This is a genomic window from Bacillus sp. FSL M7-1345, from assembly GCF_038006985.1.
Lineage (GTDB): Bacteria > Bacillota > Bacilli > Bacillales > Bacillaceae_G > Bacillus_A > Bacillus_A cereus_U.
Genome location: NZ_JBBOWG010000001.1, coordinates 4,539,933 through 4,560,762, shown reverse-complemented (window position 1 = coordinate 4,560,762; position 20,830 = coordinate 4,539,933). Strand labels below are relative to the sequence as shown.

Sequence of the window (20,830 nt, the reverse complement as noted above, 5' to 3'; positions counted from 1 at the left end):
ATGTTAAAATCATACCGAGCTAGGCTCATTAGTTTATCATTATTACTTGTTTTTGTTTTATCTGGCTGCAGTAATGCAGGTACAATTGATTCACATAGTACGGGAATTTGGAACCATTATTTCGTATATCCAATCTCATTTATGATTCAATTTGTTGCTCATCATATACCTGGAGCTAGCTTCGGGATTGCAATCATTATCATTACGCTTGTTGTTCGTTCAGTGATGATTCCATTAGCTGTTTCGCAATATCGTAGCCAAGCGAAAATGAAAAAAATGCAACCTGAATTACAGAAGCTGAAACAGAAATACGGTGATGTGGGTAAAGATCTTGAAAAACAAAAGCAGTATCAAAAAGAAATGTCAGAACTAATGAAATCAGGCGGTTGGAATCCGTTAGCTGGGTGCTGGCCAATATTTATACAAATGCCGATTTTCTCTGCTTTGTATTATGCGATTAGCCGAACTGAAGAGATTCGTACATCTTCATTTTTATGGGTGAACCTAGGACATGCAGATCCATATCATATATTACCGATTATCGCAGCGTTAACAACATTTATTCAAATGAAGGTGTTCCAATCAAATATAACGCCTGGAGAGCAAGTACAAATGCTGAAAATACAGCAAATTATGATGCCAGCAATGATTTTGTTTATGGGTATTGCGGCACCATCAGGACTTGTGCTGTACTGGATTACAGGTAATTTATTTACAATGACACAAACAATTGTATTAAGAAAAGTAATGGAACGTGAAGAAGTACAATTACAAAATGCTTAGAAAAACGCCGCTCGTGATGAGCGGTGTTTTTTTGTCCCGATTGGTTTGGGCTAATAATTAGTGGAGGATGGACAAATCCCCCCACTAGTTAAAGTTTCACTTTATTTAAATCGTTAAGGAAATTTTAAGAAACCAACATTACTATAGGCGTTGTATACGAAAGTGTACATGCTTTAGAAATATGAAGGAGGAAATTTCCTATGAAGAAAAAAACATTTGGGTATGTAGCAATTGCAGGTGCTTTATCATTTGGAATTATAGGAGGAGCTTGCATACCAGCGTTTGCGGCAACTAATACTCCAGCAGCTGAGCAAGTTACAAAAGGAACTGCAAAGAAGAATTTAGATGAGGCGACAAAACAAAAAGTAAAAACGATTATGGACGATACAAAGAAACAGTTAGAGGAACTAGGTGTGAAATTCCCAGAGAAGGGTAATCGCAAGGAAATGTTTGCGGGATTAGATGATCAGGCGAAAGAAAAAGCGAAGTCGATTTTAGAGCAAGGGAAGTCTGGAACATTAACTCGTGAGCAAGTGAAAGAGAAATTGAAAGAGTTAGGCGTAAACCTTCCAGAGAAAGGTAAGCACAAGGACATGTTTACAAACTTAGATGAGGCGACGAAAGAAAAAGCGAAATCGATTTTAGAGCAAGGGAAGTCTGGAACATTAACTCGTGAGCAAGTGAAAGAGAAGTTGAAAGAGTTAGGCGTAAACTTACCAGAGAAAGGTAAGCACAAGGACATGTTTGCAAACTTAGATGAGGCGACGAAAGAAAAAGCGAAGTCGATTTTAGAGCAAGGGAAGTCTGGAGCATTAACTCGTGAGCAAGTGAAAGAGAAATTGAAAGAGTTAGGCGTAAACCTCCCAGAGAAAGAGAAGCATGAAGACATCTTTACGGGATTAGATGAAGCGACAAAAGAAAAAGCGAAAGCAATTTTAGAGAATGAAAAGAAAAAACTAGAGGAATTGAATGTTGATCTTCCAAATCATAAATTTTTTATGAAAAATGAAGATAAATAATTGAACTATGTCGTATCTTTCGCGTGGGCAACCGAGGGATATGATACATGCGAGGACCGATTTCTGTAAGCAGAAATCGGTCCCTTTTAATGATTCATTGAAATCTTTTTCATTGTTAGTATGTATCCAAAGATGTAGTAGAAGATTGCAAAACCGACAAACACTTCAGTATATTGGTATTTACCTAATATATAGAAGGAAGCGGCTGGTATAATGGCTACTGCTAAAATACTGTAACCAGGATACTTATATCGATACATGATAGCGAATATAAAAGAAAGAACCGTAGCGATGATACAAAAAATAGCAATCATTATTAGTACACCTCCTATATGGATTATACCATTTTTTAGGAAGTTAGAGAAAAATGGTAACTTCTGTTATAATATAAGGAGAGGAATATTTCTTATGTTATATAAAAAAATATATTGATTTTTTCTAACAATTCAATATAATGAACAATAACTACAAAATTCGACATCAAGAAGTGATGATGAGGATATGATCAATTTTTTACGATTCTCAGAGAGGGAGGCCTTTGGCTGTGAGCTTCCTAATACGGGAAAATCGATTACCACCTCTGAACTGCAGCAGTGAACGGATATCTAGTAATTGCTTGCCGGCAAAAACCGTTATTTAGACTTGAGAAATTGGTGAAGTGTGTCACTTTACTAATTGAAACAAGGGTGGAACCACGAATACAACACTCGTCCCTTTTTTAGGGAGGAGTGTTTTTTTATTTCATTTTTGCATCACACTAGAATTGGAAGGAGGATACGCAGCATGCATCATGATGAGAAAAACAAAATTGGTTTAACAGTGGCACTTTCTATCGTAGTAGGAACTATTATTGGGTCTGGTGTGTTTATGAAACCAGGGAGCGTATTAGATTACTCAGGGAGTTCTAATATGGCTATTTTTGCTTGGGTAATTGGCGGTCTGTTGACGTTAGCAAGTGGTTTAACAGTAGCCGAAATTGGAGCGCAAATTCCGAAAAATGGTGGGTTGTATACGTATTTAGAGGAGATTTACGGAAGTTTTTGGGGGTATTTATCTGGCTGGATGCAAACAATTGTTTATGGACCAGCTATTATTGGAACGTTAGGTTTGTATTTTAGTTCTTTAATGATCAATTTTTTCTATTTAGATAAAGTCTGGAATTTACCAATCGCAATTGGAACAGTTGTGTTCCTAGGCGTTATAAATAGTTTGGGAACAAAATATGGGGGCATCGTCCAAACGGTTACGACAGTTGGGAAGATGATTCCAATTATATTAATTGTTGTGCTAGGGTTTTGGAAAGGGAATAGTGATATCTTCAACGTAGTTGTACCGATATCAGAAAATCAAAGTATCGGGATGGCAATTTTAGCAACTTTATTTGCCTATGATGGTTGGATTTTACTTGCTTCTATTGGCGGAGAAATGAAGAACCCAACAAAGTTATTACCAAAGGCAATGACAATTGGGATTTTAATTGTAACAGCTGCTTACGTATTAATTAACTTAGCGTTACTAAATGTATTACCAGCAGCGAAAATTGTGGACCTTGGAGAAAACGCAACGGCGACAGCTGCGGGCATGTTACTTGGAGAATATGGCGGGAAAATTATTAGTATTGGTATTATCATTTCTATTTTCGGCTGTTTAAATGGAAAGATTTTAACGTTCCCACGTATTCCGATGTCGATGGCAGAGCGTGGACACCTTCCGTTTTCTAAGTTTATCGCAAAGGCACACGAGAAGTTTAAAACACCAGCGAATGCGATTACTGTTGAAATCATATTAGGAATTATTTTAATGCTTATTAGTGATCCGAATAAGCTATCTGAGATTTCCGTATTCATTATTTATATTTTCTATGTAATGACATTTATAGGTGTCTTCATTTTAAGAAAGCGTAACAAGGATAAAGAGCGTGCATATAGTGTACCGTTATTCCCGATTGTACCAATCGTTGCGATTTTAGGATCGTTATTTGTACTTGGAAGTGCGATTATTAACGATCCGGTAAGTTGCTTCTTATCAATTGGAATTGTATTTACTGGACTTCCGGTGTATTGGTACTTAAATAAGAAAAAAGAAACTGGAGTTTAATGATTGAAGGGCAGGCGTATAATACGCCTGCTTTTTTGCTGTAAAAAAATTGTACTTGCGTCCACTTTCTCTTTTGGTTACTATAACAGTAGTAACCAAAAGAGAAAGTGTGGGGAAAGACTTGAATTTTCGTGTGTATATTTTAGCTATTGCGGCTTTTGTAGTCGGAACGGTTGAGCTAATTATAGGAGGAACGCTTGATTTAGTTGCCAATGATTTAGGTGTGTCGATTAGTGCAGCTGGTCAGCTTATTACAATATTTTCAGTAGTATTCGCTCTATCAGGGCCAGTTTTATTAGCATTAACAGGCAAGTTTGAAAGAAAGAAATTGTATGTTGTGGCATTATCAATTTTCTTAATTGGAAATATCATTTCGGCATTTAGTGTGAATTACGGGATGTTAATGTTCTCGAGAGTAATTTGTGCAGCGAGTGGATCGCTTATTATTGCACTATCGGTAACACTTGCTTCTAGTGTAGTAGAGCCGCATTTTCGTGCGCGTGCAATTGGAATCATTTTCATGGGTATTAGTGGATCACTCGTACTTGGAGTACCGCTCGGTCTTGTACTCGGAAATGCATATGGATGGCGTGCACCATTTGTATTAATTTCAATATTAACTGTTATGGCGATTGCTTGTATTTCATTATTCTTAACGAAAGTACCACCGACATCGGTATTATCAATAAGAGAACAAATCGCTACGTTAAAGGATAAAAAAATTGTAAGTGCACAGTTAACATCATTTTTATTTTTAACAGGTCATTTAACGCTATACGCATATTTAACGCCGTTTTTAAAAGATGTCATGCATGTTGAAGCAAATTGGATTAGTGTGTTTTACTTCATTTTCGGAATTGCAGCGGTACTTGGAGGTGGCCTTGGCGGCTGGCTTGCTGATAAATGGGGATCGAAGAAAAGTATTATTTCCATCATTATCGTATTTGCATGTGCAATCTTTATGTTGCCGATGATGACATTCTCATTCCCGCTCTTCATCATTATGATGGGACTGTGGAGTATGCTGAGCTGGGCGATTTCACCAGCGCAGCAAAACTATTTAATTGAAATTGCACCAGAATCAGCTGGTATTCAGCAAGGTTTAAATAACTCTGCACTTCATTTAGGGATTGCACTCGGTTCAACAGTGGGCGGAGTTGTTATTGAAAGATCATCTGTTATATATAACGCTTGGGTAGGTGGCGTTTTCATTATATTGGCACTGCTTTGTGCGATTTTCTCTATTACGAGAGGACGCTCGAATCAGTTTGCGAAAGAAGAATCTATCTTATGATAGGTTCTTCTTTATTTGTAAAAAATTGCAGGGGTTAGTAGAAAAATGGAGAAGGGAGTATATAGCGAGGTGATAGCATATGGAGTCTAATTTTTCAATTATTGGTTTTCTAATTTCGTTAGTCCCATTATTTCTTATTATTTTTGTATTTAGATGGATTCGTTTCATCTATCAAAATTCAGAGAAGCAAGTGGAGCAAAATGAGAAGATTATTGAGTTGTTGACGGAGATAAAGGAGAAAAATAAGTAATAGTAGTTATTTTTAAATATATATATACAGATATAAAGAAATATAATTTTAGCAAATTTGAAAGGTACTTTTGAAAGTGCCTTTTTATTATGTTTAAAGGGCTGAGCACAAATTATCTTTATTTATCAATAGTCAAATGAAAATGAGAAATTCAAAATTCGCAGTTTATTCGTTTAAATTTCTCAACAATTCGACAAGATACTACCAAAAAACCACCTATTCTCTTTTTTTCACTATAAGTACAATGAAACAGTAAGATTGCTTCATGTAGAAATTTATATATGGTGGTGGAGAGAATGGAACGAAAGATGGTAGGAAAATGGTTTAGTTTTTTAAGTGCTCTTATTATTTTATTAGGAATTGCGATGCCACAAGTAAAAGCAGAAGTAATGAACAGAGAAAAGTATGAAATGGATTGGAGTTATAGTAAAGCAAAAGATCGTGAAATAAAGACGGAAATAATTAAAACAGCTTCGGGTAGTATTGCTTATTGTTTAACGCCTGATTTACGTTCTCCTAATGGAGAGGATTTACCTGAGATGGGAAAAACATCTGATGCTGTATATCGTGTTTTAGTTAATGGGTATCCTCAAAAAAGCCCATCTGAATTAGGTGTAGCGACAACGGAAGAAGCGCATTATGCTACACAATTAGCAGTATGGATTGCATCAAATGAATTAACTGAAGAAGATTTAGTTGCAAAAAATGAACAAGTACATAATCTTATGAAGCGTTTAGTAGAGGCTTCAAAAAAAGAAACCGAATCACAAGATGTATTTTTTAAAGTTAATCCTATAGATCCACAAACTGCAATGCAAAAAGGTGATTATTTAGAAACAGCGTTTTATGCAATTCAAACAAATGCAGTGTCTGGTTCCTATACAATTCTTCCTGAAAATGCTCCTAAAGGTATTAGAATTGTAAATGAAAGAGGAGAAGAGAAAAGTACATTATCAATTAATGAAAAATTCAAAATTTTAATTCCGAAAGATACGATTAGTGGGAATTTTAAAATGAAAGTGAAATCTACTTTAACAAATTTACAAGCAATAGCTTTTAAGGGCTCGGAAAAAATTCAAAACACAACGGTATTGTTACAAAGAAATAGTGAGAAAATCAGTACAGATTTAATCGTAAACTGGGAATCGGTAGGATCTTTAAAGATTATGAAATTAGGAGAGCAGAAGGAAGTATTAAAAGGAGCTGTGTTTGAAGTCTCTAATGAAAACTTTAAACAAAATGTTACTACAAATGATAAGGGGATTGCGGAGTTAGGAAATCTTCCTATCGGTATATATAGCGTGAAAGAAATTCAAGCGCCGGCCGGGTATGTGTTAGACAATGCTGTTAAAAAAATTGAGGTGAAAACTGGTGAAACAGCTGTCTTAGAATTAAAAAATGAAAATATAAAAGGTGAACTAGAAATAACAAAAGTAGATGTAGCGGATGGGAATACGAAATTACCAAATGCAGAGTTTACAATTTATAACGAGCAAGGGAAAGAAGTAGTAAAAGGAAAAACGAATGAGCAAGGTGTAGCGAAATTCAAACTACCATACGGAAAGTATACGTATAAAGAAACAATAGCACCGAATGGTTACGTAGTAAATGAAGAGACGTTCTCATTTGAAATAAAAGAGAATGGAGAAATTATTAAACATACTGTAAAGAATAGGAAAGAAGAGAAACCTTCCACAACTCCTAAACCGGATCAGCCTCAAACACCGAGTGTAGAAGTAAAACCTTCTATAGATGATGTGAAGGCAATAGAAAAGCCTGCTAAGGATGAAGTTCGTTTACCAATGACAGGTGGTACGGAAGAGTTTGCGCTCTTATTTATTCTAGGAATTGGTTTTATTATTGCTGGTGCATATGTGTTAAGGTTGAAAAATAGAAAAGAAATGTAGAAAAAAACGCCTTGAAATAAAGGCGTTTTTTTTAATATCTCAACTTCATCAACAAACTCTTAATTTCCTCATCTTCCATAAAGAGATCATGGTGCTTCTCTGTAATCTTCGCAAGTGCAACGTCGTGATAGAAGAACTCCGTAAAGAACTTCACGAAAGGTTGTGACATTGTTTTCATCGCTTGCCATGATTCTCGCTCTACACCAGCAAATAAAATTTCGCGGTCGTCAACGATAAGTAGTAAATAACGCTCTAATGCGTTAGGTTCTTCAGTTGGGATTAGAAAATGCATGTTTTCTAACTCTGTTTTTACTTTTCCAACTATGAGGGACTCGATTTTGACGCCTTGTTTTGCTTTTTGTTCTAGTAAAGGAAGATATTCTAAAAGGGTATCGTTCCATGCTGAGATACGTATGGATTCTTTGGCATCTTCTATAAGTTGCCTACTTTGTACTTTAATAGAAGACTGCATTTTTAAACTCCAAACGCGGTCATCTGTAAATGACTTTTTAGAAATATTATTTTCAAGTTCTTGAATATTAGATTGGAATTCTGTCGTTAACTTTTCAATTGCTAGCTTGAGTGGTAATGCTGTATACAATTTTTTCTTTTCAGAAACAGAATCCATTACCATCCCTTTATCAATGAGTCGTGCTAACACTTCGTATATTTTTGCTTTTGGAACACCTGAATGTTTAACGATAGTTGTTGCATCTAATGGGTCATTGCTTGATACGACAACTTCATAAGCTTGGCTTTCATATTGTGAGAAACCGAATTTTTGTAGCATAGTTCCCTCCGAACGAATGAGATTATAGTTTAAGGATAATGAACTATTTGTGTTTACACAAGTGTTACGATACTAACTAAGTTGATTGAAATGAGAATAAATTTCAATTTTTTAAACTATATAGATTGAGCTTTTAGATTTATCTATTATACTTAATATAGTGATTAATGCAATTAAATTCATCGAGAAGGGGATGCTTGAGGGAAGATGTTGAGAAGTTTACGATTAAAAATTGCGGTAGTATTTTCGGTGCTTATTTCTATGATGTTTGTAATATTAGGTACAGCTGTGTATCAATTGCAAAAAGAGAAAGAAACGCACTCCTTAGACCAGTATTCTGAAAATACGATGGATCTTGTGACAGAGCAGTTAACTGCATTTATGCAGCGAATTGAAGAAGATATGGGGCATTATGGAACTCATGATGATATTCAAAACATGCTACAAGATGGGGTTACTCCAGAAGAGGAGAGTTTTATTTTAAAGGAATTTTCAAGGTTTAAAAAGAATCATCCTGATATTTTAGATGTCTACATAGGGACGAAAGATAAAAAAACGTTGAGTGCAAATCTTGCTGATGGGGGAAAAGTACCTGAAGGATATGATCCAACAAGTCGTCCGTGGTATAAAACATCCGAAGCAGATACAAAATCGATTATTTGGGGACAACCACAATATGAAATCGCGACAGGTAAGTTAAGTATTGGAGTTTCAAAAGCCATTGTCAGGCAAGATGGTTCTGTGTTAGGTGTTGTAGCAATGGATGTATCACTAGGGACGATTCAAAAGCTACTCCATAATATTCAATATAATAATGGCGGAGAAATGTTTATTATAAATGATAAAAATATTGCCATTGTGTACCCAGAGAAGGTAGGAAAAGATGTTTCGAAAGAACCACTTGTTAAAAGTTTAAATAAAGATGAAACGAAATTTGCAGCGGCGACATTAGGCGGAAAAGATGTAGTAGCCTATAGTCAATTGTTTGATAAGATGAAATGGAAAATCGGGATTGTATATCCGAAAGAGTCCATTGATAACTTACTAATAGAAACAAGAAATACGGTTATTTTAACGGCGTGTATAAGTTTATTAATTGGAATAGTTGCATCATATATATTCTCAAGAAGATTAGCAAGACCATTACAACTATTAACAAATCACGTTCAAAAAGTAGCGGAAGGTGATTTAACACTACAAATGAAGGTGGCAAGTAAAGATGAGGTTGGTACGCTTACGACTCACTTTAATGATATGGTTGAGCAAATGAATGAAATGGTAAGTAAAATTAAAAATAGTGTATCGACAGTACAGCAATCGACTCACAATCTGAATTATTTAACGAATGAAACTGTAGCAGCTAGTAGAGAAGTTTCAGGTGCAATGGATGATGTGAGCGGAGGCGCGTCTACTCTTGCTAATAGTGTAGAGGAGGTTTCAGCGCAACTTGAAAATATGGCGCAGTCGATGGAAGAAATGAATAGTTCCGTTGGTGAAATAAAGGGAGTGACTGGCAAGGCGGAAGAAGCATCTAAGCAGGGACTCAATACGATGCGGAATTTAGTTCGTACAAGAGAACAATCATCTTCTATCGTTGTTCATACGGAAGAAGCATCAGGTAAGTTAGAGCAAAGGGTTGGATCGATTCAAAATGTGGTAGAACTTATAAAAGGTCTTTCGGATCAAACGAATTTACTGGCTTTAAATGCTTCAATTGAAGCAGCACGTGCAGGTGAGCAAGGTAAGGGCTTTGCTGTTGTTGCGGAAGAGGTTCGAAAATTAGCTGAACAATCAAAAGAGGCAACGAGTGAGATTGCAATAATGATTAGCGATGTGCAGTTAGAAGTAAAACGAGTTGTAGAAGTTGTAAGTAAATTGAAAGACATTGCGGATGTACAAAAAAAAGTTACGACAGAGGCAGAGGCTGAATTCCGCACAATTATGTCAGTTGTAAGCACAATTAGTACATCAGTTGGAAAAATTGTAGAAGAGGTAAATAACATAGGTCACGAGCAAGAAGACATTACAGAAGTTATGCAAACAATTGCTAGCACAAGTCAAGAGAGCGCGGCTGTTTCTGAAGAGGTAAATGCAGCAACTGAGTCACAAGTGAATCATTTAGAAAAAGTAGCTCATACGATGGAAAGTTTGACAGAGAATATGCAGGACTTAGAGAGAGTGGTTGAGCAGTTTAAAGTAGAAGAGTAACGTATTAGTAAAATGATGAGGATTTCGGTAAAATAGATAATGGATATATAAGAATCAGTTATAGGAGGAAGATTATTATGGCAATTGTTGACGTATCGATTATTCCAGTAGGAACAGGTAATCCAAGTGTTAGTGAATATGTAGCAGAAGTACAAAAGGTGCTAGAGAAAAATGCAGATCGCGTGAAGTATCAATTAACACCGATGAATACAGTAATTGAAGGGGATCTTCCTGTCATTTTAGAAGTCATTCAACAAATGCATGAAGTTCCATATACGAAAGGTGCACAGCGCGTTGCGACAACAATTCGTATCGATGATCGTCGTGATAAAGTAAGTACGATGGAGAAGAAATTAAACTCTGTTCGATCAAAATTATAAGAAGAAGCAGCGATTTTCGCTGCTTTTTTCATATAGGAGGAAAATAAGATGAGTGAAAAGTTTAATGAGCAGTTTGATGGCTTGCTAGAGAAATACACGGAACTATTACTTGGAGAGAGCGACGAAGAGCGTAAAGAGCAGGTACAGAAATGGGCACTTTATTCTTATATGGCTAAGACGATGCCAGCTTTAGTGAAACATTGGAATGAGACGTATCCAGATGCAAAAGAAGAGATGGTACAGTTAATTACGAATATTAAAAAGCTGAATGATGAGAAGCGAAATGAGAAGTAAGAAGGCTTGAGATAATGTTACCTCAAGTTTTTGCTATTAATATCCTCATATAATTTACATGAAATATAAATGGTTTTGTGAGCATGTCGAATATTTTCGGCATGCTCATTTTTTCCCTAGTAAACCCGTTTTTTCTGAATGTCGAAAAATATTTTCTTCATATTTACAAACGAGAATATAGGGTTTTAAATGTTTTGATAGTATTTTATAAATTATCTAAATAATTATTTGTATCAAATAATTTTAAACAGTGATATAATTTCGAAGAGGGGTAAAAAACAGATAAATTATAGTCATAGGGGTGAATTACATGGAACAATTAATGCGAAATTCGTTTCTTTTCTTATCTAAAAATAAAGCGCTAACAAAACTGGCTAAAAAGTACGGTTTACGCTTTGGTGCAGGTCGCTTCGTCGCAGGGGAAACGATTGAATTAGCGACAGCTGCAATTAAAGCATTAAATAAGCAAGGTCTTTGTGTAACAATCGATTATTTAGGTGAATTCGTTGATAACGAAGCGGAAGCAAATGAAATGGCTAGCGAATCGATTGAAGCGATTCGTGCAATTGGAAGAGAAGGTCTTAATTCGCAGCTTTCTTTAAAGATGACTTCTATGGGATTAGATATCTCTGACGAAATCGTAATGAACAATATGCGCCGTATTTTAGAAGCTGGAAAAGAAAATGGTGTGTTTATTACAATTGATATGGAAGACTATACGCGCTGCGGGAAAACAATTGATATCTTTAAACAATTAAAATCTGAATACGATAATATTGGTACTGTTATTCAAGCTTACTTATATCGTACAGAAAAGGATATGGAAGATTTAAACGCTTACAATCCTAATTTACGTCTTGTAAAAGGGGCCTATAAAGAACCTGAAGAAGTAGCGTTCCCGGAAAAGAAAGATGTAGATGACAATTATAAAAAAATTATTAAAATGCACTTATTAAATGGAAATTACACTGCAATTGCTTCACATGACGAAGCGATTATTGAATATACAAAAAAACTTGCCGAAGAACACAACATTCCAAGGGATCAATTTGAATTCCAGATGTTATTTGGTATTCGTACAGAGCGTCAACTTGAGCTAGTAAAAGAAGGCTACAAAATGCGCGTTTACGTACCTTATGGAAACGACTGGTATGGCTATTTCATGCGCCGTCTAGCAGAACGTCCAGCAAACGTTGCGTTCGTATTAAAAGGTATGATCAAAAAATAACCAAGGAGAAAATACTCCTTGGTTATTTTAATTGCTGAAATGCGTAGTTCGCCATTTTCTTCGTATCAGGGTATAGCTGTGTACGAGTAGAAGATAACACGACGTTAATGACGCGTTTACCGTCTTTTTCATCAACTGTTACGACTGTGTATTTTCCGAGTGCTGATAAACCGCTTTTACTTCCAATGGCATATGAATCGTCATATAGTTCTTCTCGTCCATAGTTTGCAATGTTTGGAGAGCGCTCTGAAGTATGTAGAGTAGTACGTGTTGAGTTCATATAATCTAAAACAATTGGATACTTTAATGCTTCTTTCGTAATAATAGCAATGTCATAAGGTGATACTTTATTTCCAAGTGCATCAGCACCACTTGCGTTTTTGAAAGTCGCATGCTTTGTACCAAGTTCCTTCGCTCTAGCATTCATCATTTTCACAAACTCTTCTTTTGATCCCGCAATATGTTCAGCGATTGACTCAGCGATTGGGTCTGCACTAATAATAAGCATAAGTTTTAATGCCTCATCACGTTTTAACTTTTCACCCGCGCGAAGCTTAATCTTCTTACTTTGACTTTCCGTTTTAATCGCATTCGCTGTAACCGTAATTTCTTCATCTTCTTTTACATTCTCTAGTAAGAGTAAGGTAGTCATCATTTTCCCTATACTAGCGGGATAAGAGCGTTCATCTTCCCGTTTTCCATACAAAGTTTCACCTGTGTCTGCATCGATTGTAATCCCGTATTGCCCAGTAATGTTAGGCTGATCTGCTCTTACAACTTGTTGCCGTTGTGCATAAGAGAAGAAAATCATCCCTGTAAATAGTGTGGCGATCATTACAATCATAATTACTGTTCGTTTCATCGTCGTTCCCTCTTTTGTTTTCCATATGTACAAATAAATTGGGCAGAAAAAGCAGCCATTAATCATTATGCCACGTTCTCTGCCCAAAAATATAGCGTTATTTTTCGCCCATATTGTGCTTCTTATATTGTTGGTTATTACCTTGACGCCCTTTTTCAACACCGTGATTATGCGGACCGGCATTTCCAGTTACACTTGCTGCGCTAATTCCAGCTTTTGAAGGGTTCTTCTTAAGTTTTGCCATATATATTCCTCCAGTTTCGTCAGATTATAAAAAAGGAAAAGTGCATTTTAATAAAGAAAATACACATGTATAGCATAGCCAAATGAAAGAAATATATTTATTTCAGAAAATTTTATCAATAAATATATTGCGAAAATTCAAACTGTATCATATATTTATTAGTAGAGGCTCACTCATTGATTGCGACTTATGTCGAAAAATTGAATGAGCATTCATTCAAGAATAGGGGGAGAAATGGATGTTCCAAATTAAAAAGGCTGCTGTTCTAGGTTCAGGCGTAATGGGTTCAGGGATTGCGGCACACTTAGCTAATATTGGTATTCCGACATTATTGCTTGATATTGTACCACCGGCGCTTACGAAGGAAGAAGAAGCGAAGGGACTTACATTAGAACATAAAAGTGTGAGAAATCGTTTTAGTAACACGGCTTTGCAAAAACTAGTAAAGCAAAAACCAGCTCCTCTGACAGTGAAAGGTAATCTAGCGCTGATTGAAGCAGGTAACTTTGAAGATGATCTTGAGCGTCTTGCTGATGTAGATTGGATTATTGAAGTAGTAGTTGAAAACTTAGATATAAAGAAGAAACTATTTGAAAAAGTAGATGCTGTTCGTAAATCAGGCTCAATTGTGAGCTCAAATACATCAGGCATTTCCGTTGAAAAAATGGCAGAAGGTCGTTCAGACGACTTCCAGAAACACTTCTTAGGAACACACTTTTTTAACCCACCACGATATTTAAAACTTCTAGAGGTAATACCGACGAAAGAAACTGATCCACAAGTATTAAGCTTCATGAAACTATTTGGCGAAGACGTTCTTGGAAAAGGCGTTGTTATCGCAAAAGATACACCAAACTTTATTGGAAACCGCATTGGTACGTATGGCTTGCTTGTAACGCTTCAAGAAATGATTAAGCGTGGCTATAGCATTGGAGAAGTTGACTCTGTAACAGGTCCATTAATTGGTCGTCCGAAGAGCGCAACGTTCCGCACATTAGATGTTGTTGGTTTAGATACATTTGTACACGTTGCAAATAACGTATATGAAAATGTACAAGAAGAAGAGCGCGATGTATTTAAAGTACCTGCTTTCATGCATGACATGCTTGATAAAAAATGGCTTGGAAGTAAAACGGGTCAAGGCTTCTTCTTAAAACAAGGAAAAGAAATTTTAGAATTAAATCCAGAAACGATGGAATATGGAGCGCGCAAAAAATTAAAAGCTGCATCCATCGAGTTAAGTAAGCAAGAAAAAGGATTAGCGAATAAATTGAAAGCGCTTGTATACGCGAAAGATCGCGCAGGAGAGCTGTTATGGAACATTATCACACCAACTCTTTTATACTCTGCAAAACTTCATAAAGAAATTGCTGACGATATCGTTGCAATTGACCAAGCGATGAAATGGGGCTTCGGCTGGGAGCAAGGTCCATTTGAAATTTGGGATGCAATTGGCGTTGAAAAGTCCGTTCAAAAGATGGAAGAAAACGGCGCAGTTGTTCCTGCTTGGGTGAAAGAAATGGTAGAGAAAGGTTTTGCTACTTTCTATAAACATGATAATGGTGATAGCTACTATTACGACAATGGTGAATATAAGCTAATCGAACGTAACAAAAAAGCAATTTCGCTTAAGCAATTAAAAGCGAAAAACGGTGTGTTAAAGAAAAATAGCGGAGCGAGCTTAATTGATTTAGGCGACGGCATCCTTTGCTTAGAATTCCATTCGAAGAGTAATGCAATCGGTATGGATATTACGCAAATGATTAACTACGCTGTTGATGAAGTAGAGAAAAATTATAAAGGTCTTGTTATCGGAAACCAATCGAAGAACTTCTGCGTTGGTGCGAACCTTGCAATGATCTTAATGGAAGCACAAGACGACAACTACTTTGAAATTGAGTGGGTTGTGAAAAACTTCCAAGATGCAATGACGAAAATTAAGTATTCTTCTAAGCCAGTTGTAGCAGCGCCATATGGTATGACGCTTGGCGGCGGTACAGAAGTTTGTTTACCAGCAGCGAGCATTCAAGCTTCTAGCGAAACATATATGGGCTTAGTAGAAGTAGGTGTTGGCTTAATCCCTGGCGGAGGCGGTAACAAAGAGCTATACATTAAACACTTAAACAAAATGGCAAACGGTGTAGAATTCGACTTACAAAAAGTTGCGAATAAAGTATTCGAATCCGTAGCGATGGCGAAAGTTTCTACATCAGCGCAAGAAGCTGTCTCTAACAATTTCTTAGGCGATAAAGACGGTATTAGTGTGAATGGTGATCACTTACTATATGATGCGAAACAAAAGGCACTTTCTTTATATGAAACGGGTTATAAAGCGCCGATTCGTAAAAAGATACCAGTTGTTGGTGAAACAGGCTATGCAACGCTTGTACTTGGTGCAGAAGCAATGCATTTATCAGGTTACATTTCTGAACATGATCTTCACATTGCGAAGAAACTTGCATATGTCATTGCGGGCGGAAAAGTGCCGTACGGAACAGAAGTTGATGAGCAGTATTTATTAGATGTAGAACGTGAAGCATTTATTAGCTTAGTAAGTGAGATGAAATCACAAGCAAGAATGCAGCACATGCTTGTAAAAGGAAAGCCATTACGTAACTAATAACGAGGGGAGATATCGTTCATGAGAGAAGCTGTCATTGTTGCGGGAGCAAGAACACCAATTGGAAAAGCAAAGAGGGGTTCATTAAAAACAGTTCGTCCTGACGATCTAGGGGCGTTAGTAGTAAAGGAAACGTTAAAGCGTGCGAATTATGAAGGGCCAATCGACGATTTAATTTTCGGTTGTGCGATGCCAGAAGCAGAACAAGGTTTAAATATGGCTCGTAATATCGGCGGGCTAGCAGGACTTTCTTACGATGTTCCAGCTATTACAATTAACCGTTACTGTTCTTCTGGTTTACAAAGTATCGCTTACGGAGCAGAGCGCATTATGCTAGGGCACTCTGAAGCTGTATTATCAGGCGGAGCGGAATCAATGAGTTTAGTTCCAATGATGGGGCACGTTGTTCGTCCGAATAGTCGCCTTGTAGAAGCAGCTCCAGAATATTATATGGGTATGGGACATACAGCAGAGCAAGTTGCTGTGAAATATGGAATTTCTCGTGAAGAGCAAGATGCTTTTGCGGTAAGAAGTCACCAGCGCGCAGCAAAAGCGTTAGCTGAAGGGAACTTTGCGGATGAAACAGTAGCTGTAGATGTAATGTTACGCACTGTTGGAGCAAACAACAAACTGCAAGAAGAAACACGTATTTTCGCACAAGATGAAGGTGTAAGAGCGGAGACGACGCTAGACATTTTAGGTAAATTACGTCCAGCATTTAACGTTCGTGGTTCTGTAACGGCTGGTAACTCTTCACAAATGAGTGATGGAGCAGCATCTGTACTATTAATGGATCGTGAAAAAGCAGTGAGCGATGGCATGAAGCCACTTGCGAAATTCCGTTCATTTGCAGTAGCTGGTGTACCACCAGAAATAATGGGTATCGGTCCAATTGCTGCAATTCCGAAAGCGTTAAAATTAGCTGGTTTAGAGCTATCTGATATCGGTCTATTCGAACTAAATGAAGCATTCGCTTCTCAATCTATCCAAGTTATTCGTGAACTTGGTTTAGATGAAGAAAAAGTGAACGTAAACGGCGGTGCAATCGCACTTGGACATCCACTTGGCTGTACAGGAGCAAAACTAACACTATCCCTTATTCACGAAATGAAACGCCGCAACCAACAATTCGGTATCGTAACAATGTGTATCGGCGGCGGAATGGGAGCAGCGGGAGTATTTGAATTATTATAAAAAAAGTGTAAGCGGCTCGCTCAGAATGTGAGGGGGATGGAGCTTCAGATGTAGAGGCGCTTTTTGCCTCGCAGGAAGAAGCGAAGCCACTGAACATTCTAGCCGCTGGAACTAGATTATAAAAAAAGTGCAGGTGGCTCGCTCAAAACAAGAGGACGCTAAAGCAAAGAATGGAAGCAACAAAGGTTTATAAAAAATAAACGTGAGAGCCAGCTTCTTTCAAAATGAGAGAAGCGGCTCATGAAAATATGAAGGAGGAAATTTTCATGGAAAAAACAGTAGGAAGTGCGGTTAAAGGCGGTAGCTTTTTAGTAGATGAGATTACGATTGATCAAGTGTTTACGCCAGAAGATTTTTCATCTGAGCATAAAATGATTGCAAAAACGACAGAGGACTTTATCGTAAATGAAGTTCTTCCGGAGCTTGAATATTTAGAGCAACACGAGTTTGATCGTTCTGTGCGTCTTTTAAAAGAAGCTGGTGAACTTGGTTTATTAGGCGCTGACGTACCAGAAGAGTACGGCGGAATTGGTCTTGATAAAGTAAGCTCAGCGTTAATCGCAGAGAAATTCTCGCGCGCTGGTGGTTTTGCAATCACTCACGGTGCTCATGTTGGTATCGGATCTTTACCAATCGTATTATTCGGTAACGAAGAGCAAAAGAAAAAATATTTACCACTACTTGCAACTGGTGAAAAATTAGCTGCATATGCATTAACTGAGCCAGGTTCTGGATCTGATGCATTAGGTGCGAAAACAACTGCACGTTTAAATGCAGAAGGTACACATTACGTATTAAATGGTGAAAAACAATGGATTACAAACTCTGCATTCGCTGACGTATTTATCGTATACGCAAAAATAGACGGCGAGCACTTCTCAGCATTTATCGTAGAGAAAGAATACGCTGGTGTATCTACAAGCCCAGAAGAAAAGAAAATGGGTATTAAATGTTCTTCAACTCGTACGTTAATTTTAGAAGATGCGTTAGTACCGAAAGAAAATCTACTTGGGGAAATTGGTAAAGGCCATATTATCGCGTTCAACATTTTAAATATCGGTCGTTATAAATTAGGTGTTGGTACAGTTGGATCTGCGAAACGTGCAGTAGAAATTTCAGCACAATATGCAAATCAACGTCAACAGTTCAAACAACCAATCGCTCGCTTCCCATTAATTCAAGAGAAACTTGCGAATATGGCAGCGAAAACATATGCAGCTGAAAGCTCTGTATATCGTACAGTAGGTTTATTCGAAAGCCGCATGAGCACATTATCTGAAGAAGAAGTAAAAGACGGTAAAGCAGTAGCAGCTTCTATCGCTGAATATGCAATCGAGTGCTCTTTAAATAAAGTGTTCGGTTCTGAAGTGTTAGATTATACGGTAGATGAAGGTGTTCAAATTCACGGTGGTTACGGATTTATGGCAGAGTACGAGATTGAAAGAATGTACCGCGATTCTCGTATTAACCGTATTTTCGAAGGAACGAACGAAATCAACCGCCTAATCGTACCAGGTACGTTCTTACGTAAAGCGATGAAAGGTGAATTACCATTACTACAAAAAGCACAAAAATTACAAGAAGAGTTAATGATGATGATGCCAGAAGAAGTAGGCGATGAGCCATTAGCACTTCAAAAATATTTAGTAAAGAACGCGAAGAAAATCGGCTTAATGGTAGCTGGATTAGCTGCTCAAAAATACGGTAAAGCATTAGATAAAGAGCAAGAAATTCTTGTGAATATCGCTGACATCGTAAGCAACCTTTACGCAATGGAATCTGCTCTTCTTCGTACAGAAAAAGCAATTAAAACAACTGGCCTTGAAAAGAATAAACAAAAAGTGTTATACACTGAAGTATTCTGCCAAGAAGCATTCAACGAAATCGAAGCAGATGCGAAAGAAACACTTATCGCAGTTGAAAACGGCGACATGCTGCGAATGATGTTATCATCATTACGCAAATTAACTCGCCACACGCCACTTAACGTAATTCCGAAGAAACGTGAAATCGCTGCGAAAATTTTAGAAGATGAGCGTTACACAGTTTAATAGATGATGGGGAACCAGTGGCCTGTTGGCTGCTGGTTTTTTATTTTTATTGATGTTAAAAATAGTTTACATGATGTTAAAAATAAATTACAATTAAAATATAGAAAATAATGTAAAATGAGGAGAGGTTATGAAACAGAGTGGAACGTTACAAAATAATCTCGTTGTACTCCGAGCAGAAAAACGCTGGTCACAAACGGATTTAGCGAACCAAGCTGGGGTAAGTAGACAAACGATCGCTTCAATTGAAGCGAATCGTTACAATCCATCTTTAATTTTAGCTTTTGAAATTGCACGTATTTTAGGTAAGGAGTTTCATGAAGTTTTTCAATATAAGATAGAGGGGGAAACGGAATGAGTATTGTAGTAGGGATAATAATTTCAGTAGCAGGACTAATAGGTGTTTTATATTCAACACGTTTTCAGAAGAATGAGGGGGAAGACGAAAGGGGCGAGCATATTACGGGGAATGCAGCTGAAATTTCGTTATTTGTATTTTTATTTCTATATTTAGTTATCTTTTTAATTGGGAATCTATATTCATTGACAGGCGAACAATATAAATTAGCGAATTCATTTTTATTAGCAGGGGTACTTTGTTCTTATGCTTTAACTATCGTAGTTTTGAAAAGAAAATATTAAATGAAAAAGGGCTGTTTTACATATGTATTTGTAAACGGCTTTTTTTAATGGAGGTAAAGGGGATGAAGTTAATAAAAGCAGAAACAGTTCATCAAATAGCATTTTTCCCGCATCTATTTCCAATCAACTGTTATTTTGTTGAGGCGGATGCTGGATTAACTTTAATTGATGCTGCTTTACCATTTTGTGCAAAGAAGATTTTAGAAGCGGCTCGAAAAATAGGAAAACCGATTACGAATATCGTTATTACACATGCGCATGATGACCATATAGGGGCGCTCGATGCTATAAAACAAGAATTGCCGAATGTTCCGGTCTATATTTCTAAAAGAGATGCAAGTTTACTTGAAGGGGATTTGTCACTGCAAATAGGGGAACCAGACACGCAGGTAAAAGTAAGTGTGTCAAAAAGGATAAAGACGATTCCAGATATTCTTCTTCAAGAGGGAGATCAAATAGGGTCCCTTGTAGCGATTGCAGCTCCAGGTCATACACCGGGATCAATGGCGTTTTTAGACACGAGAAATGATGCACTCATTGTTGGAGATGCATTTCAAACGAGAGGTGGAGTGGCGGTAGCAGGGCAATTAAATTGGCTTTTTCCATTTCCTATGTTTGGTACGTGGGATGCAGAAGTTTCATTAACGAGTGCTCAGAAATTGCTGGAGTATAAGCCGTCTATATTAGCGACAGGGCATGGGAAGATGATTAAAGATCCGTTAGTGCAAATGCAACGGGCGATTGAAGAAGCGGAAAGGAATTTAACAAGAAAGAGCCTCAAATAATTTTGAGGCTCTTTTTGCTAGATGATATTATTTTGCTGGTTTTAAAAATGTGTATATGGCTAAGGAAAAACAAAGGAAAATAAATGCGATAGGATCTTGATATGGATTAGGTTCAGAGCCCTTCTGGATTTCTGTAAGGAAGTCATGTGTTTTCATGTTTATTTCTCCTTTCATTAATAATT

Annotated in this window: 20 protein-coding genes, 1 pseudogene and 1 other annotated feature; of the genes and pseudogenes, 16 read left to right on the top strand and 5 right to left on the bottom strand. The window is 37.0% G+C overall.

Annotation, left to right across the window (positions count from 1 at the left end; translation table 11 throughout):
- Together MHB76_RS23965 and MHB76_RS23960 are read left to right on the top strand one after the other, a co-directional pair.
- Complete coding sequence (locus MHB76_RS23965) at positions 1-783, top strand: membrane protein insertase YidC (protein WP_199710090.1); 783 nt, start codon at positions 1-3, stop codon at positions 781-783.
- 200 nt (positions 784-983) lie between these two features.
- Positions 984-1,802: a hypothetical protein gene (locus MHB76_RS23960; RefSeq protein WP_215572169.1), complete on the top strand. Its 819-nt coding sequence runs from the start codon at positions 984-986 to the stop codon at positions 1,800-1,802.
- An 86-nt stretch (positions 1,803-1,888) separates the two neighbouring features.
- Here the strand turns inward: MHB76_RS23960 and MHB76_RS23955 are convergent, their stop codons facing one another.
- Positions 1,889-2,116: a hypothetical protein gene (locus tag MHB76_RS23955; protein WP_199710699.1), complete on the bottom strand. Its 228-nt coding sequence runs from the start codon at positions 2,114-2,116 to the stop codon at positions 1,889-1,891.
- Positions 2,117-2,283: 167 nt separating this feature from the next.
- Positions 2,284-2,520: a binding site (T-box leader), on the top strand.
- 65 nt (positions 2,521-2,585) lie between these two features.
- Here MHB76_RS23955 and MHB76_RS23950 point away from each other — a divergent pair.
- From MHB76_RS23950 to MHB76_RS23935, 4 genes and pseudogenes are all read left to right on the top strand, one after another.
- On the top strand, positions 2,586-3,899 hold the full coding sequence (locus MHB76_RS23950) for an APC family permease (RefSeq protein ID WP_002159975.1): 1,314 nt from the start codon (positions 2,586-2,588) through the stop codon (positions 3,897-3,899).
- Positions 3,899-5,193: pseudogene (locus tag MHB76_RS23945) on the top strand (MFS transporter). The gene MHB76_RS23950 and the pseudogene MHB76_RS23945 overlap by 1 nt, the downstream one beginning before the upstream one ends.
- A 79-nt stretch (positions 5,194-5,272) precedes the next feature.
- A complete protein-coding gene (locus tag MHB76_RS23940) occupies positions 5,273-5,443 on the top strand; it encodes a hypothetical protein (protein ID WP_199710693.1) in 171 nt (56 codons plus the stop codon).
- Positions 5,444-5,739: 296 nt separating this feature from the next.
- Positions 5,740-7,350, top strand: coding sequence for a SpaA isopeptide-forming pilin-related protein (locus MHB76_RS23935; protein WP_340987863.1), 1,611 nt, complete (start codon positions 5,740-5,742; stop codon positions 7,348-7,350).
- Between the two features lie 31 nt (positions 7,351-7,381).
- Here the strand turns inward: MHB76_RS23935 and MHB76_RS23930 are convergent, their stop codons facing one another.
- On the bottom strand, positions 7,382-8,140 hold the full coding sequence (locus MHB76_RS23930; protein WP_340987862.1) for a TrmB family transcriptional regulator: 759 nt from the start codon (positions 8,138-8,140) through the stop codon (positions 7,382-7,384).
- 207 nt (positions 8,141-8,347) lie between these two features.
- Between MHB76_RS23930 and MHB76_RS23925 the strand changes: the two genes are divergently transcribed.
- From MHB76_RS23925 to MHB76_RS23910, 4 genes are all read left to right on the top strand, one after another.
- Positions 8,348-10,348, top strand: a complete 2,001-nt coding sequence (locus MHB76_RS23925; RefSeq protein ID WP_340987860.1) for a methyl-accepting chemotaxis protein — start codon at positions 8,348-8,350, stop codon at positions 10,346-10,348.
- Between the two features lie 77 nt (positions 10,349-10,425).
- Positions 10,426-10,728, top strand: a complete 303-nt coding sequence (locus MHB76_RS23920; RefSeq protein ID WP_001018862.1) for an MTH1187 family thiamine-binding protein — start codon at positions 10,426-10,428, stop codon at positions 10,726-10,728.
- 48 nt (positions 10,729-10,776) lie between these two features.
- Complete coding sequence (locus MHB76_RS23915; RefSeq protein ID WP_088033224.1) at positions 10,777-11,022, top strand: YusU family protein; 246 nt, start codon at positions 10,777-10,779, stop codon at positions 11,020-11,022.
- Positions 11,023-11,332: 310 nt separating this feature from the next.
- A complete protein-coding gene (locus MHB76_RS23910; RefSeq protein ID WP_002112697.1) occupies positions 11,333-12,250 on the top strand; it encodes a proline dehydrogenase family protein in 918 nt (305 codons plus the stop codon).
- Between the two features lie 22 nt (positions 12,251-12,272).
- Here the strand turns inward: MHB76_RS23910 and MHB76_RS23905 are convergent, their stop codons facing one another.
- Positions 12,273-13,112: a D-alanyl-D-alanine carboxypeptidase family protein gene (locus MHB76_RS23905; RefSeq protein ID WP_340987857.1), complete on the bottom strand. Its 840-nt coding sequence runs from the start codon at positions 13,110-13,112 to the stop codon at positions 12,273-12,275.
- 97 nt (positions 13,113-13,209) lie between these two features.
- Entirely contained in the window at positions 13,210-13,356 is a 147-nt protein-coding gene (locus MHB76_RS23900) for a YuzL family protein (protein WP_001096344.1), read from the bottom strand.
- Positions 13,357-13,594: 238 nt separating this feature from the next.
- On the opposite strand from MHB76_RS23900, the gene MHB76_RS23895 reads away from it, so the two are divergent.
- From MHB76_RS23895 to MHB76_RS23870, 6 genes are all read left to right on the top strand, one after another.
- Complete coding sequence (locus tag MHB76_RS23895; RefSeq protein ID WP_016106546.1) at positions 13,595-15,976, top strand: 3-hydroxyacyl-CoA dehydrogenase/enoyl-CoA hydratase family protein; 2,382 nt, start codon at positions 13,595-13,597, stop codon at positions 15,974-15,976.
- Between the two features lie 21 nt (positions 15,977-15,997).
- On the top strand, positions 15,998-17,170 hold the full coding sequence (locus MHB76_RS23890; RefSeq protein ID WP_002112692.1) for an acetyl-CoA C-acetyltransferase: 1,173 nt from the start codon (positions 15,998-16,000) through the stop codon (positions 17,168-17,170).
- Positions 17,171-17,436: 266 nt separating this feature from the next.
- Positions 17,437-19,221: an acyl-CoA dehydrogenase family protein gene (locus tag MHB76_RS23885; RefSeq protein ID WP_088079627.1), complete on the top strand. Its 1,785-nt coding sequence runs from the start codon at positions 17,437-17,439 to the stop codon at positions 19,219-19,221.
- A 130-nt stretch (positions 19,222-19,351) separates the two neighbouring features.
- Positions 19,352-19,579: a helix-turn-helix transcriptional regulator gene (locus MHB76_RS23880; protein ID WP_000813846.1), complete on the top strand. Its 228-nt coding sequence runs from the start codon at positions 19,352-19,354 to the stop codon at positions 19,577-19,579.
- A complete protein-coding gene (locus MHB76_RS23875; RefSeq protein WP_340987856.1) occupies positions 19,576-19,863 on the top strand; it encodes a DUF2178 domain-containing protein in 288 nt (95 codons plus the stop codon). The genes MHB76_RS23880 and MHB76_RS23875 overlap by 4 nt, the downstream gene beginning before the upstream one ends.
- A gap of 62 nt (positions 19,864-19,925) precedes the next feature.
- Positions 19,926-20,648 carry an MBL fold metallo-hydrolase gene (locus MHB76_RS23870; protein WP_078179394.1) on the top strand — a complete coding sequence of 241 codons (723 nt, stop codon included), beginning with the start codon at positions 19,926-19,928 and terminating at the stop codon, positions 20,646-20,648.
- Positions 20,649-20,675: 27 nt separating this feature from the next.
- On the opposite strand, the gene MHB76_RS23865 is transcribed toward MHB76_RS23870, so the two are convergent.
- Positions 20,676-20,804 (bottom strand): hypothetical protein, encoded by a 129-nt coding sequence (locus MHB76_RS23865; RefSeq protein ID WP_002112689.1) that lies wholly within the window; start codon positions 20,802-20,804, stop codon positions 20,676-20,678.
- Positions 20,805-20,830: the final 26 nt, after the last annotated feature.